The 14,055-nt window shown below is 67.1% G+C and carries 14 protein-coding genes; 1 reads left to right on the plus strand and 13 read right to left on the minus strand.

The annotated features are described in order from the left end of the window. The 12 genes from A5652_RS22215 to hisN all read right to left on the minus strand — a co-directional run. The coding region (locus A5652_RS22215; protein WP_156745482.1) for a phosphotransferase at positions 1-514 on the minus strand (514 nt) is incomplete at its 3' end. Further along, positions 514-1,752 (minus strand): acyl-CoA dehydrogenase family protein, encoded by a 1,239-nt coding sequence (locus tag A5652_RS22220; protein WP_067356841.1) that lies wholly within the window; start codon positions 1,750-1,752, stop codon positions 514-516. The genes A5652_RS22215 and A5652_RS22220, both read right to left, overlap by 1 nt. A gap of 8 nt (positions 1,753-1,760) precedes the next feature. Beyond that, a complete protein-coding gene (locus A5652_RS22225; protein ID WP_067356844.1) occupies positions 1,761-2,429 on the minus strand; it encodes a TetR/AcrR family transcriptional regulator in 669 nt (222 codons plus the stop codon). After that, entirely contained in the window at positions 2,429-3,322 is an 894-nt protein-coding gene (locus A5652_RS22230; RefSeq protein WP_067356850.1) for a hydroxymethylglutaryl-CoA lyase, read from the minus strand. Before A5652_RS22230 ends, A5652_RS22225 begins: the two co-directional genes overlap by 1 nt. Further along, on the minus strand, positions 3,319-4,575 hold the full coding sequence (locus A5652_RS22235) for a CaiB/BaiF CoA-transferase family protein (RefSeq protein ID WP_067356853.1): 1,257 nt from the start codon (positions 4,573-4,575) through the stop codon (positions 3,319-3,321). The genes A5652_RS22230 and A5652_RS22235 overlap by 4 nt, the downstream gene beginning before the upstream one ends. A 4-nt stretch (positions 4,576-4,579) precedes the next feature. Continuing rightward, a complete protein-coding gene (locus A5652_RS22240) occupies positions 4,580-5,776 on the minus strand; it encodes a S9 family peptidase (protein WP_067356878.1) in 1,197 nt (398 codons plus the stop codon). Positions 5,777-5,849: 73 nt separating this feature from the next. After that, complete coding sequence (locus A5652_RS22245) at positions 5,850-6,938, minus strand: homogentisate 1,2-dioxygenase (RefSeq protein WP_067356856.1); 1,089 nt, start codon at positions 6,936-6,938, stop codon at positions 5,850-5,852. A gap of 300 nt (positions 6,939-7,238) precedes the next feature. Further along, the gene (locus A5652_RS22250; protein WP_067356859.1) at positions 7,239-8,210 is read right to left on the minus strand and encodes an NADPH:quinone oxidoreductase family protein; all 972 of its coding nucleotides are present in this window, start codon (positions 8,208-8,210) and stop codon (positions 7,239-7,241) included. A gap of 22 nt (positions 8,211-8,232) precedes the next feature. Then, positions 8,233-9,231, minus strand: coding sequence for an acryloyl-CoA reductase (locus A5652_RS22255; protein ID WP_067356864.1), 999 nt, complete (start codon positions 9,229-9,231; stop codon positions 8,233-8,235). 136 nt (positions 9,232-9,367) lie between these two features. Then, on the minus strand, positions 9,368-10,573 hold the full coding sequence (locus tag A5652_RS22260; RefSeq protein ID WP_067356868.1) for an acyl-CoA dehydrogenase family protein: 1,206 nt from the start codon (positions 10,571-10,573) through the stop codon (positions 9,368-9,370). Between the two features lie 34 nt (positions 10,574-10,607). Further along, positions 10,608-12,017 (minus strand): acyl-CoA dehydrogenase family protein, encoded by a 1,410-nt coding sequence (locus tag A5652_RS22265; protein ID WP_067356872.1) that lies wholly within the window; start codon positions 12,015-12,017, stop codon positions 10,608-10,610. Positions 12,018-12,101: 84 nt separating this feature from the next. Then, entirely contained in the window at positions 12,102-12,890 is a 789-nt protein-coding gene (gene hisN / locus A5652_RS22270) for a histidinol-phosphatase (RefSeq protein WP_067356882.1), read from the minus strand. A 110-nt stretch (positions 12,891-13,000) separates the two neighbouring features. On the opposite strand from hisN, the gene A5652_RS22275 reads away from it, so the two are divergent. Beyond that, positions 13,001-13,375 carry a hypothetical protein gene (locus tag A5652_RS22275; protein ID WP_067356875.1) on the plus strand — a complete coding sequence of 125 codons (375 nt, stop codon included), beginning with the start codon at positions 13,001-13,003 and terminating at the stop codon, positions 13,373-13,375. Positions 13,376-13,382: 7 nt separating this feature from the next. Here the strand turns inward: A5652_RS22275 and A5652_RS22280 are convergent. Beyond that, on the minus strand, positions 13,383-14,055 hold a 673-nt coding region (locus A5652_RS22280; protein WP_197514059.1), incomplete at its 5' end, for a PPE family protein.

A 14,055-nucleotide genomic window follows, 5' to 3' on the forward strand; every position in this document is an offset into this window, starting at 1 on the left:
CGCCCATATCGTCGAGGCGTTGACGCCATTCGGCCAGTTGGTCTTCGTGCGTCAGGTCTGGAATGCCCGTGTCGGCGCGGTGAATGGCGGCCACGGCCTGCGCGCACTGCTGCAGCAACCGCGTGCGCGACGCCTGCCCGTCGGTGCCGTCGAGTTGCCGCTGGATGCGCCGCGCGATGGTCTCGCCCTGGATCTCGTCGCAGATCAGGAACGGATTGCCCAGTGCGGCAGGCGAATTATCGGCGATCAACACGTGCGGGACCGGTGCGCCTGCGGCCGCCGCTGCGGCCTGAGCCCTGGCTTCGAGCTCCATGCCGGCATGCACATCATCGGGAGGGCCGGTGCGCAGGATCAGCGCGCGACGTTGGCAGTTGGTGACGGCCTCGAACGCCCAGGTGATTCTGCTGGCGCCACCGGTCAGCGCGCGCAGGTTCTCGACCGCGGTGTCGGCGCCGAGGGCCCCGGTGAGCACCCCGGCCAGTTTGGCGCCGAGTCCCGCCGACTCGCTGTCCATCACTGCTTGCCGAATTTGAACAGGCGTTGCGCCACGCGGCGAATCTGAATTTCCTCTGCGCCCTCGGTGATCCGGTAGCGACGGTGATGGCGATAGATGTGTTCGAATTGCTCGTGCCGGCTGTAGCCGAGACCGCCGTAGACCTGCATCGCGCGGTCGGCGGCGTCGCAGACCAGCCGGTTGGCGCGGTAGTTGGCCATCGATACCTTGTCGGAGACCTCCATGTGGTGGTCGCGGTCTAAATGCCAGGCGGCGTACTGCACCAGCAGCCGCACCATCTGCGCTTCGGTCGCCAACTCGGCCAGCGGCCACTGCACGGCCTGGTTGACCGACAGCGGCTTGCCGAACACTTTACGGCCGGCGGCGTATTCGGCGGCGCGGTCGATGCAGTACTGGGCGGCGCCCAGGCTGCTGGCTGCCTGCCGAATCCGGTTCTCGTGCAAGAAGGTTTGCGCAACATCCAGACCGCTGTCGACCTCGCCGAGCACCGCGTCGGCGGGAATGCGAACATCGGTCAGCTCGACTTCGCCGTGGTCGGTGGGCATGTTGAAGGTCCACCAGTAGTAGGGAACGTTGAATCCGGGCGTATCGGTCGGCACCAGGAATGCGGTGATGCCCCGGGCGGATCCCGGTTCGCCCGAGGTCCGAGCGAAGACCAGATCGTGGGTCGCGCGGTGCACGCCGGTGTTGAACCGCTTGGAGCCGTTGATCACCCAGCTGTCGCCGTCGCGTTCGGCGTGCGTCTCCAGCCAGGTCGCATCCGATCCGTGTTGCGGCTCGGTCAGGCCGAACGCCATGGACCGTTCCCCGGTGATCAACGCTTCCGACCACTGCTTGCGTTGCTCCTCGGTGCCGAAGCGCTCCATCATGATCACCTGCGGGAAGTTGCCGACGATCGACGATTCGTTCTGCAGGTCGTTGTGTAGGCCAAGACCCTTGTGCGCCAAATGTTCCCGGATGACCGCCATGTCGAGGTTGGTGCCGTCTCGGCCGCCCAGCGAGGCCGGCAACCCGTAGCGCAGCCAGCCGGCCTTGTCGGCTCGCCTGCGCATCTCGGAGAGCAGATCCTCCCACTCCCGGGTGGGGATCCCGTCGTTGTCCCAATCGGTGCGCGCGTGCTCGCGCCGCTGATCGAAGTACTGCATGTTCTCGCGTTCCAGCGGCTTGATCTCGGCTTCGATGAACTCATCCATCTCGGCGAGCAGGCCCGGAAGGTGCTCAGGCAGAGTGAAATCCACATGTTCTCCTAAGATCTCGTGAGGCCGCCGTACAGCGTTTTCTTCCAGACCGTCGACAAGGTCGCGATGGCATCTTCGTCGCTGATGTTCAGACCGAGGCCCGCGGGGCCGGATGGTCCGACGAACACGGTAGTGAAGTTCTCGAACAGTAACGCGATGGCCGCAGCGGTGTGCTGGGGTTGCAGCTCGGCGCCGTAACCCTGCTCCTGGGCGCGGCGCACCGAAGCCGCCACGAGATCCATTCCGAACCGCCGGAATTCGTTCTGCACCGCGGCGAAGCGCTGTTGAGTGGCTGCCAGCTGGGCCACCGCGATCATGATGCCGATGTTCTGTTTGAACATGTTCCAGTAGCCGGTGACGACGTCAGTAAAAAAGTCGTCGTCGTCGGTGGGGGCACCTCCCGCTTGCGGGGGAGAGTCCGGCAGGTGGACGCTGAGTCCCGACGGCGTCACCACCTCATGCAGGAACGATTCGGCGAGGGCGGCCAGCAGGTCTTCCTTGTCGGTGAAGTATCGGTAGAAGACCGCCGGCGATTTTCCCGCGGCCGACGTGATGTCGGCCAACGTGGTGCCGTGAAAGCCCCGTTCGGCGAAGAGTTTCCGGGCGGCCTGCTCGATGGCCTGCCTGGTCTGGCGGCCTTTGGCGGTCAGCTCGCGGTTCGCCTCCGGGGCGGACATCAGTTCCGCATCCGATCGCCGGCACGCAACAGGGCGCTCGGCAGGTCGTGTCCCACCAGCGACTTCGCCACGTCGGCCGCGGCGATGGCGGCCTGCAGGTCAACGTCCACGTCGAAACCGCTGTCGCCGAGGAGGTATACGAGGTCCTCGGTGGCGATATTGCCGGTGGCCCCGGGGGCGAAGGGGCAGCCGCCCAGGCCGCCGACCGAGGCGTCCAGCCGGGTCACCCCGGAGCCGACCGCGGCGTAGGCACTGGCCAGACCGGAGCCGCGGGTGTTGTGGAAATGTCCGCCCAGCGGCAGGTCGCCGATCACCGGACGCAGTTGTGCGATAAGCGAACTCACTCGGCCCGGGGTGGTGGTGCCGATGGTGTCGGCGATCGACAGGCGGTCGGCGCCGCGGTCGCGGGCGGCGGCCGCGATCTCGAGCACCCGCTGCGGCGGGGTTGGCCCTTCGAACGGCGAGTCCCAGGCGGTGGCGATGACGACCTCCACGGTGACGTCGCTGTCGTGCGCGATCGCGACGATCTCGTCAATCTGACTGGTGGCCTCCGCGCTGCTGCGCCCGACGTTGGCCTTGCTGAAGGTGTCGTCGGCGGCCACCACATACTCGATGGAGCGCAACCCCGCGGCGACGGCCCGCTTGGCGCCGTTGGGACTGGCCACCAGGGCCGAGAACTCGATGTCGGGGTAGTCGTGCAGATGGGCGGCCAGCTCGGAGGCATCGGCCATCGACGGCACCTTCGTCGGGGAGACGAACGCGGTGACCTCCACCTCGCGAACGCCGGTGGCCGCCACCGCGGCCAGCAGTTCGAGCTTGGCAGACAAGGGGATTGGCGTCTCGATCTGCAGCCCGTCGCGCAGGGCCACTTCTCGAATCTCAACGTGGGTCACAGGACCTCCTCGGCACGCAGCTCCTCGAGCTCCTCGGCGGTCTTGCCCAGCAGCCCGATATAGACGTCGTCGTTGTGCTGGCCCGGCCGCGCGGGGCCGGCGGCGCGGACTTGCCCCGGCGATTCCGAAAGCACCGGCACCACGCCCGGGCCCAACACGTTGCGCTGCACGCGCTCGTCGTAGTGCTCCACCAGCATGCCGCGGGCCCGCAGCTGCGGGTCGTTGACCACCTCGGCGACCGTGTTGATCGGCCCTGCGATCACCCCAGCGGCGGAGAGGGTTTCGATGATCTCACCCGGCTGGCGTTCCGCGGCCCATACCCCGATGATGTTGTCGAGTTCGTCTTGATTGCGGCCACGGGCGACGTGTGTGGCGAACCGGTCGTCGGTGGCCAGTTCCGGGCGGCCCATCGCCTTGCACAGCCGGGCGAAGACCGTGTCCTGGTTTGCGGCGATCACCACCCACGAGCCGTCGGCGCTGCGGTAGATGTTGGATGGGGCGATGCCCTCCAGCCGGGTGCCCGAGGGTCCGCGCACCACCCCGCCGGCGTCGTAGTCGGGAATGGTCGATTCCTGTACGGCCAAACATGATTCGGTCAGTGCGACGTCGACCACCTGACCGCGCCCCGTGACGCTGCGTCGGTACAACGCGGCCAGCGCGCCCTGCGCGCCGAACATGCCGGCCAGGCTGTCACCGAGCGAGAGCGCCAGCCGGGGCGGCGGGCCGCCGGGAAACCCGTTGAGGTGCCGCAGTCCGCTGGCCGCTTCGGCGACCGAGGCGTATCCGGCCTTGGTGGCGTCGGGCCCGGTCTGCCCGTAGCCGGACACCCGGACCAGGATGATGCCCGGATTGCGTTCGCTGAGAACGTCGTAGCCCAGGTTCCACTTTTCCAGGGTGCCCGGACGGAAGTTCTCCACCACGATGTCGGATTTCTCGACGAGTTCGCAGAACAGTTCGCGGCCGCGCGGATGGCGCAGGTCCAGCGTGATCGCCTTCTTGTTTCGGGCGTGCACCGTCCAGAAGACGTGCTGCCCGTCGAGTTCTGCTTGACCCCAGGTGCGCAAGGGGTCCGGCGCCTTGGGCAGTTCCACTTTGATGACGTCGGCGCCCATGTCGCCGAGCAGCCGGCCGACGAAGGGCCCGGCGATAAGGGTGCCCAGTTCGAGCACCCGAATGCCGTCCAGCGGGCCGGCAACATCGATGCGCCGCTTCTCCTCATCGCTTCGCTCTGCATCGTCGCCGGCGGAAGTCATGCGCTCATCCTTCGCCCGCGAAGTCGTGGCGCACCAGCCAGTCGGTCACGATGGTGACGGCGCTCCGCAGCGCGTCGCGCTGGTCGGGTCCCGCGTAATAGTGTGTGGCGCCAGGGATTTCGTGCATCTCCTTGTCCTCGTGTCCGATTGCCTGGAACAGCCGCCGGGTGTGGCTGGGGGTGCAGGCGTCATCCGCCAGGTTACCGATCACCAGTGCGGGGATCGCGATGTCAGGCCCGCAGGCCACCGCGTCGCCGCGGGCGTCGTCGTAGCTCCACTGCGAAAGCCAGCCGCGCAGGGTGGAGAACCGGGCCAGCCCGACGGGGCTCATGTTCACGACCTGAGGATCCCCCAGGTAGCAGGTGCCGGGTTTGCGTTCGTTGGGATCGACGGCCGGGTCCAGCCAGCGCGGGTCGGCCATGGTGCCGTGCACGACGAAGCCGAACTCGTCATCGGGCCGGCCGGCGGCTGCCAACTCGGCCAGCTTGCCCCTGACCCACGCGGTGATGCGTCGGTTGCGGTCGATCTGCGCCTGCCGGTAGCGGTCCAGAAATTCTTGGCTGTAGGGCGGCTGATTGGGGTTGTCTGGGTTGTACAGGTCCAGCTCGGGATCGCGTCTGGTGGGGTCGGATTCGTCGAGGATCGACGCGTCCAGCCATTCGGTCAGCGTGCCGTGCCGGCTGATGTGCGCGGCGAGCAGCATGATGCCGTCGGCGGCGGGCAGGTCGAGTTTGGTTAGGTCCGGGCCGTCGCCGGTCGGGCTGGACGTGATGGTCGGATTCTGCGCCTGCTGCTGGTAGAACACCGACAGCGAACCGCCGCCACTCCATCCGGCCAGCACCACCTTCTGGTAGCCCAGCCGATTCTTGGCGTCCTTGATGCACTCGCCGAGATCCTCGACGACCTTCTCCATCAACAGCGCCGAATCGGTGCCGCGGAAGCGGCTGTTGCAGTAGATGACGTGATGGCCGGCCCGCGCCAACGCGTTGATCATCGGTAGGTAGGCGCCGCCGCCGATCGGATGCATGAACACCAGCACGGTGTCCGACGGCTTGTCCTTGGGCTTGAGCAGGTAGCTCTCCAGCACCGTGATTTCGGCCAGACCGCCGTAGACGTCTCGCACTCCGGAATTATTCTGGAAGGCAACGAGATAGGGGATCCGGTCGTATTCGAACTTCTTGGGTGTCACGGCTTGTGTCATCAGCACCGCTCTCCCCCGCAAGCGGGAGGTGCCCCCACATCGCTTCGTTCTGCATCGTCGCTGGCGCGCGTCATCAATGCTGTCCGAGGCCGTGGGCCAATACCTCGGCCGACGGGGTCAGCCGCCGGCGCGTGTCGATGGCTATTACCTGCCAATCAACGCGGGAGTAGTCGTCGAATTTGCGGCGCGCCCGTTCCCGTGCCTTTTCCGGAGCGCCGTGATGAACCCCTTGTGGCGCATGCGAAATCAAACCGGGTGGCATGGGAATTCCGTACAGCGAGCCGCCGTGAAAGAAGGCGATCTCGTCGTAGTCGACGTTGCGGTGATACCAGGGTGTGCGTTCGGTGCCGGGAATTCCTTCGGCGGGCTTGGGCAGGAAGTTCATCACGTAGACACCGGTGGCCTGCATGAACAGGTGGACCGTCGGCGGCAGGTGGACGCTGTCGGATGTGACAACGTTGTAGTCGGCGATGTTGAAGGTGAACGCGAAGTTGTCTCCGCGCCAGCCTTCGACGTCGAGCGGATTGTGTTGATAGAACAGCGTTGTCGGGCCGCCCTCGTGGATGAGCCGGACCTCGAATTCGCCGTCGGCATCGTCGACCGGCACCGGCTCGGGGATGATGACTTGTGACGGGTCGAAGGGGAAGTGACGGCCCAGCGCACCGGGCGGCGGCACGCGGAACTCGTCGGTGGCCTCGATCATCAGCATCGTGGTCGCGCTGTCGGGCAACTGGCGCCAGGTGCAAGCCTTCGGGATGTACAGCCAGTCGCCCTCCCGATACCGCAGCGGCCCGAATTCCGTCTGCGCCAGGCCGCTGCCCTGGTGGACGAAGCACAGCAGGTCACCGTCGACATGACGGACGAAGAACGGCATCGGCTCGTCACGACGGCTCAACAGGATTCGGCAGTCGTCGTTACTGAACATCAGCAGCGGCCCACCGTCGGGTTGGGTGGCATCGCTGGGCTTGAGCTCGCTGGACAGCACGTCGACGGGACGCAGCGGGCCGACCGATCGGTAGGCGGTCGGGTCGTGGCGCCGGTACAGGTTGGCGGTGCGCCCGGTGAATCCGCCCCGGCCCAGCTCGTCGTCCTTCAGGCCGTCGAGGTCGGCGTGCAGGCGGCGCGGCGTTCGGCCTCTTCGCAGGTGCACAAAGGATTCCATAGACGGTTCCTCCGAGGGGGACTAGCTGGGCGGCGGTCGTCGCCCGCAAAACTGAAAGTGACATTACTTTCTCTTCTTGGGATCGCACAAGGGCCGTCGCGAACCCGTCGTCGTCAACGTCGCATGTTCGTCACAACCGTCACAGGCGTCTCTGCCGTGGGCCACACGATTTTCGCCCACCTCACAGCGACAACACCAGTGACGCGCGAAACCGGCTGACAACTGTCGCTATGAGGCGGGCAAACAGTCGAGTGCCCTGCGGCCAAAAACCACTGTGCGGATGGGACCAAGTGCACGGGCCTAGCTCCGGACGCGCAGCACGACCTTCCCCTTGGCGCTGCGGTTCTCGAGCGAGGCGACCGCGGTCGCGGCTTGCTCCAGCGGGTAGGCGACAGGCTCGGGCGGGGCCAGCTCTCCGGAGGTGAGCAATCGCTCGAGCCCGGCCCACTGCTCTTCCAGCGCGTCCGGATGCGTCCCCGCCCAGGCACCCCAACCCACCCCGACCACGTCAACGTTGTTGAGCAGCAATCGGTTTACCTTGACGGTAGGAATCTCGCCGCCGGTGAACCCGAGGACGAGCAAACGTCCGCCGGGAGTGAGCGAGCGCAGGGAATCGGTGAACCGGTCGCCGCCGACCGGGTCGACGACGATGTCTACGCCCCGGCCGTGGGTCAACTCCTTCACCGCATCCTTGAAACCGTCGGCCAGCAGCACATCGGTCGCGCCGGCCGCCGTGGCGATATCGGCCTTGTCCTGCGTGCTGACCACGGCGATGGTGCGGGACGCGCCCAGCGCCGGCGCCAGCCGCAGCGCCGAGGTCCCGATGCCTCCGGCAGCGCCGTGCACCAGAACCGTCTCGCCGCGCTGCAACCGCCCCCGGACCGTCAGCGCGAAGTACACCGTCAGGTCGTTGAACAGCAGGCCCGCACCGGCCTCGAAGCTCACATTGTCGGGCAGCTTGAACACGCGGTCCGGAGCCAGCACAGCGACCTCGGCCATGCCGCCGGACAGCATCGTGAGGCCGACGACGCGGTCGCCCTCGCGCACGTTGGCGCCCTCGGGCGCCGACCGGACCACGCCGGCGATCTCGGCGCCGAGCACGAAGGGCAACTCCGGGCGGTATTGGTAGAGGCCCCGGGTGAGTAGGGCGTCCGGGAAGGCCACCCCGGCGGCATGCACGTCGACGACGACCCCGTCGCCCGACGGTTCATCGATGTCGGTCAACTCGACCGCGTCTGGGCCATCGAGCCGAGTCACCTGTACCGCGCGCATGCCACCAGAGCCTACTGCCGGGTCAAAATCCGCCGGCGACCCGCACTACGGCCCGGCCGGAGAATTTGCCGGCGCGCACCCGTTCGATGACCCCGACTACGTCTTTCACGTCGACGTCGCTGACCAGCGAGTCCAGGTGACGTGGCCGCAACGAATCGCCAAGCCGGGCCCACAATTCGCGGCGCGGGCCAATCGGCATCAGCACCGAGTCCATGCCCAGCAGCGCGACTCCGCGCAGGATGAAGGGCAGCACAGTGGTGTGCAGGGCCGGACCGCCGGTGAGGCCGCTGGCGGCCACCGCACCGCCGTATTCGACGGTGCTGAGCACGTCGGCCAGCGTCGCGCCGCCCACACAGTCCACCCCGCCCGCCCAGCGCGCCTTGCCGAGCGGGCGTGGCTTGGCGTCGGGGTCGGCGGGCAGCCGACCGATAACCTCCGCGGCGCCAAGGGCTTTCAGCCGGTCGGTGGCCTCGGGCTTGCCGCTGGAGGCGACGACCTGGTAGCCGGCGGCCGCGAGCAGGTCCACGCTGACCGATCCGACGCCGCCGGTGGCTCCGGTGACGACGATGGGACCGGCGTCGGGCGTGATGCCCCAGTCGATCAGCGCCTGCACGCTCATCGCGGCGGTGAAGCCCGCCGTGCCGATCGCGGCGCCATCGTGAGGGCTCAACGCGCCGAGTGCGACTATCTGGTCGGCCGGCAATCGTGCGTATTCGGCGTAGCCGCCGTGGTGACCGGTGCCGATCGCATACCCGTGGGCCAGCACCTGATCGCCGACGGCGAAGTCGGCCGACGTCGACTCGACGACCTCACCGGTCAGGTCGATGCCCGGGACGACGGGGTAGTCGCGCACCACGCCGCCACCCGGCGTCAGTGCCAGCGCGTCTTTGTAGTTGACGCTCGAATACAGGACCCGGATGGCCACCTCTCCGGGCGGTAGGTCGGAGTGGTTCAGCGTCTCGACCGACGCGGTTATCCGGTCACCATCTTGTCGCGCGACGAGCGCCTGAAATGTGTCCATGCTCCGACGCTAACGTCACCGTGTGGATCCCTTTCCACTCGGTGGGTTTTCGGTCAATCGCGTCGGCTTCGGCGCCATGCAGTTGCCGCGTCCATCGAACTGGACGACGAGGGCCGCGAGCGCCTGAACGCGATCGCTACTTGAGCTCGGAAGAGGACAGGCCCAGCAGGCGGCGCGCGACCACCAGCTGCTGAATCTGTTGCGTGCCCTCGAAGATGTCCAGGATCTTCGAGTCACGCGCCCATTTCTCCAACAGTGACTGTTCGGAATAGCCTGCGGTGCCTGCCAATTCGACGGTCTTGAGCGTGACATCGGTGGCCATCCGGCCTGCCTTGGCCTTGCTCATCGACGCCTCTTTGGAGTTCGGGATCTTGTTGTCCGCCTGCCACGCCGCCCGTAGCGACAGCAGATAGCTGGCCTCCCAGTCGGCTTCCATGCGGATGAACTCCGCCGCCGCCGCGCTCTGGGCCTGCGAGGGCTTGTCGTAGGAGATCTCCACGCCGGCCTCGGTGAGGATTTTGCGGATCTCCTCGAGCGCGGCACGGCCGACGCCCACGGCCATGGCCGCAACGATGGGCCGGGTGTTGTCGAAGGTCTCCATCACTCCGGAAAAGCCCTTGCCCACCTCGATTTCGGGGTTGCCGAGCAGGTTTTCCTTCGGAATGCGGGCGTTATCGAACCGGATGACCGCGGTGTCGGAACCCTTGATGCCCAGCTTGTGCTCGAGCCGCTCGACAGTGACACCGGGATGCTCGCGGGGTACGACGAATGACTTGATCGCCGCGCGGCCCTGTGACTTGTCGAGCGTCGCCCACACCACGATGTGGGTGGCGCGGGAGCCGGCGGTCACGAAGATCTTCTCGCCGTTGATCACGTACTCGTCGCCGTCCAGGGTGGCCGTCGTGGACACCGCCGCCGAGTCCGATCCGAAGCCGGGTTCGGTGATGGCCATCGCCGCCCATACCTTGCCCAGCCGTTGCAGCTGCTCCTCGTTGGCGACGGCGGAGATGGCCGCGTTGCCCAGGCCCTGGTAGGGGACCGACAACATCATCGCGAGGTCACCCCAGCTGGCTTCCAGAGTCTGCAGCAGCGCGGCCATGTTGGCGCCGTTGTGGTTTTTGTCCCGTTCTTCGTCCTCACCGCCCAGCGCGTTCGCTCCCGCGAATTCGATTGACTCCGAGGCTCCTTCGAAGAGGCTGAACAGAGTGTCGAGCTCGACCGGGTACGCGTGTTCCTTGAGGTCGTACTTGCGGGCGATCGGGCGCATCAACTCTGCGGCGCCCTGGTGTGTCTTCGTCGTCACCGCCTGCATCTTGCGGGGAAGTTCCAGATTGATTGCCATGATTAAACTTTCTCGACTCGAGTTGGATGACGACCTAGATGACGACGACGCCCTCGGCAACGCCGATGGCCCGCAAGTCGCGGTACCAGCGTTCGACCGGATGCTCTTTCGTGTAGCCGTGGCCGCCAAGCAGCTGAACGCCGTCCAGGCCGATCTGCATGCCTTTGTCGGCGCCGAGCCGCTTGGCCAGAGCCGCCTCGCGGATGAACGGCAGGCCCTGCTCGGCACGCGCAGCGCCGCGCCAGGTGATCAGCCGCAGCCCGTCCAATTCGATGGCGATGTTGGCGCACATGAAGGCCACCGCCTGGCGGTGGGCGATCGGCTCACCGAAGGCCTGGCGTTCCTTCACGTACGGGACGACGTAGTCGAGCACCGCGTGCGAGGTGCCGACGGTCAGCGCCGCCCACCCCAGCCGGGCCAGCGCGATCGCCTCGGAGTAAGCCACATCGTATTCGGCGTCGCTCGCGTCTGGTTCACCGAGCCGCGCGGTCGGCGGCACCGTCACGCCGGAGAGTTCGACGTGGCCCAGGGCCGCCGCGCGGATCCCCATGCTCGGATCCGCTTTCACGGTAAGGCCTTTCGTCGAGGACTCGACGATGAACAATGCCGGCTTGCCGTCCAGCTGCGCGCCGACGATGAAGAGCTCGGCATCGGCGGCGGCCGGGACCAACGACTTCACCCCGTCCAGGCGGTAACCGCTCGGGGTGCGCACCGCGGTGGTCTTCAGCCGGGTGGGGTCGAAGAGCGGTTGCGGCTCGGCGATGGCCACGCACGCTTGGGGCACGTTCTCACCGGCGAACTCGGGAAGATAGGTGGCTTGCTGGTCGGCGCTACCCCAATGGGTCAGCGCGGAGGCCACGCCCCCCGGGGCCAGCAGCGGCAACGCCAGACCCATGTCGCCGTAGGCGAGCGCCTCGGCGACCAGCACATTGGTCACGCTGGATCGGTGTGCGGCGATGCCGTCGAAATCCTCGGGGATGTTGATCGCCGTGATGCCCAGCTCGGCGGCCTTGGCGATCAGCTCGTGCGGGTATGTCGTCGCTTCGTCGGCGTCGTGTGCGGCGGGGCGCAGCACTTCCTCGGCGAACTCATCGAGTGTCTCGACGATCATCTTCTGCTCGTCGTCGGGCGTCAGGTCGAAGTAGTCCTTGCCGCTTGACTTGAGCCGGGTCGGCCCGCCGCGCAGGTTCTGGACTCGCTTGAACTGCCGAGAAGAGGTCGCGGCGGTGGAGAAAATCGTCTTGGTGCCGTAGCGCAGCGCGCGGTTAAGCGGGTCGCGCAGCTGGTATTTGTCGAGGAACTCCTGCCCGACGAGCGGTGTCAGCAGCGCAATGGCGATGTCGATGCCCGTGCGCTTGTGGGGTTGCAGCCCGACAGCGGACTTGTGGTCGCGCCGTTTGGCGCGGGGGCGGGTGGATGTCTGGTTGGAACCGGAACCGGTCATTTCAGCAGCCTCAGGTCGTTGGGCAATGCGGTTCTCTCCGATCTTACTCCGGAGTAAGATCGGAGAGAACACTTGTTAACTAATTCACAGCGGGGCGCCCGCAAGGCTGCCGAGGACCTGCTGCTGCAGCAGGCCATTGGTGGCTACGGCGCTGCCGTGATGCGGGCCCGCGGTGCCGTCCAACGCGGTCAGCACGCCGCCCGCTTCGCGCACCAGGATGTCGAGGGCCGCGAGGTCCCATACCGACACTTCCGGCTCGGCGGCTATGTCGACCGCACCTTCCGCGAGCAGGCAATAGGACAGAAAGTCGCCGAAGGCGCGCACCCGCCATACCGTGTCGGTCAGTGCGATGAATCGGTCCCGCACACCGAGTTGCGCCCATCCGGACAGGCTGGAGAATGAAAGGCTGGCCGAATTCAGTTGTGCCACTGAGGAAACCGCGAGCCGGCGAGCCGGCGCACCGTTGACCGCGACGAAAGCACCCCGGCCGTGCGCGGCCCACCACCGGCGCTGCAGTGCCGGGGCGCTCACGGCGCCGACGACGGGGACACCGTCTTGGAGCAACGCGATCAGCGTGGCCCACACCGGCACCCCGCGGACAAAGTTCTTGGTGCCATCGATCGGGTCGATGATCCACTGACGCCCGGTGAAGCTGGTATCGCCGCCGAACTCTTCGCCGACAATGCTGTCGTCCGGCCGTTCGCGCCCGAGCAACTCACGCAGCTCGGTTTCGACCGCGCGGTCGGCGTCGGTGACCGGCGTCAGATCGGGTTTGGTGTCGACACGCAGGTCCAGCGCGCCGAATCGCGTGGAAGTCAACGTGTCTGCGCGGTCGGCCAGCGCCAGTGCCAGCGCCAGATCGTCCTGGCTCACCGGCACCGCTCCTGCACATCGCTTCGTCCCCCGCAAGCGGGCGGTACCCCCACTGCGTCGTCGCCGGTGCGGCTCATGACGCAGTCTTATCACGGTCCTACCATGGCCCCGTGTGGGAATTCGGATTGCTTCTCCTGCTGATGGCCGTGTTGGCGGTGTTTCTCGTCCAGCGGTTCGTCCCGCGCGGCCCGCGGGGTGAGGTGCTGAGCGGCACATTGCTGGTGACCGGCATAAGCCCCCGCCCCGACGCCACCGGCGAGCAGTTCGTCACCGTCGCCGGCGTGATCAATGGGCCCACGGTCAACGAGCACGCGGTGTATCAGCGGCTGGCCATCGACGTGAATCAATGGCCGACAATCGGCCAGCTGTTCCCGGTGGTCTATTCGCCGAAGAACCCCGACAACTGGAGGTTCGCTCCCGCGGACCCGGCGGCGCCACCCGGGCCGCCCGCGGCACCAGAATCGCCGCAGCCACCCGCGCCCTGAGCGGCCGTCAGCCGGCCGCGGGTGGGCGAGTCATCACCATGATCCGCCTGCCGTAGCGGGGGACCACAAGCGTGGCCCGCCTGGCCGTCCCGCCCGGTATCCCGGGCATGCCGGGCGCCCCGGACCCGGTTCGGGCCACCTCTTCGGTCGCCGCCAGGCCGGACAAGCCGCTGCCCGGCAATGCCGCAACGGGGTTGCCGGTCGCGGTGGCCCAGCCGCCGGGCACCGACATCGGGCCGATTCGTCCGGCGCGCGCGAGCGCCGCGTTGACGTTGCCCAGGCCCGGCGTGGCACCGCCGAGCGCGGGCGGCTTAGGCAGCGCGGACGGGACCGCCGTGACGTTGGGCAAAATGCCCAGGTTCTTGTCGGCCTGAATGATTCCGGCAGCGGTCCCTTCGGTAGTGAAAATGGACCTGAATGTGGTCTGGGCGCCCTGGATGGTGTCGAGGATTCGGAACAGTTCCGACGAGGAGCCGCCGGCCGCTGAAGCCGCCTTCGAGCCCGAGTTCGAGCTCGAGGCGTTGGCGGTGGCTTGAGCGACGGCGTCGCGCTGAGCCGTTGCCCCATCCGAAGTGGTGGTTTGGCGTGGGGTGAGGAACGGCGAAAACTGTGCTGCCGCAGCAGAACTGACGGAATACGTCGACATCGCGGCGGCATCTTGAGCCCAGTACGCCGAATAC

The organism is Mycobacterium sp. 1165178.9, assembly GCF_001673555.1.
Classification (GTDB): domain Bacteria; phylum Actinomycetota; class Actinomycetes; order Mycobacteriales; family Mycobacteriaceae; genus Mycobacterium.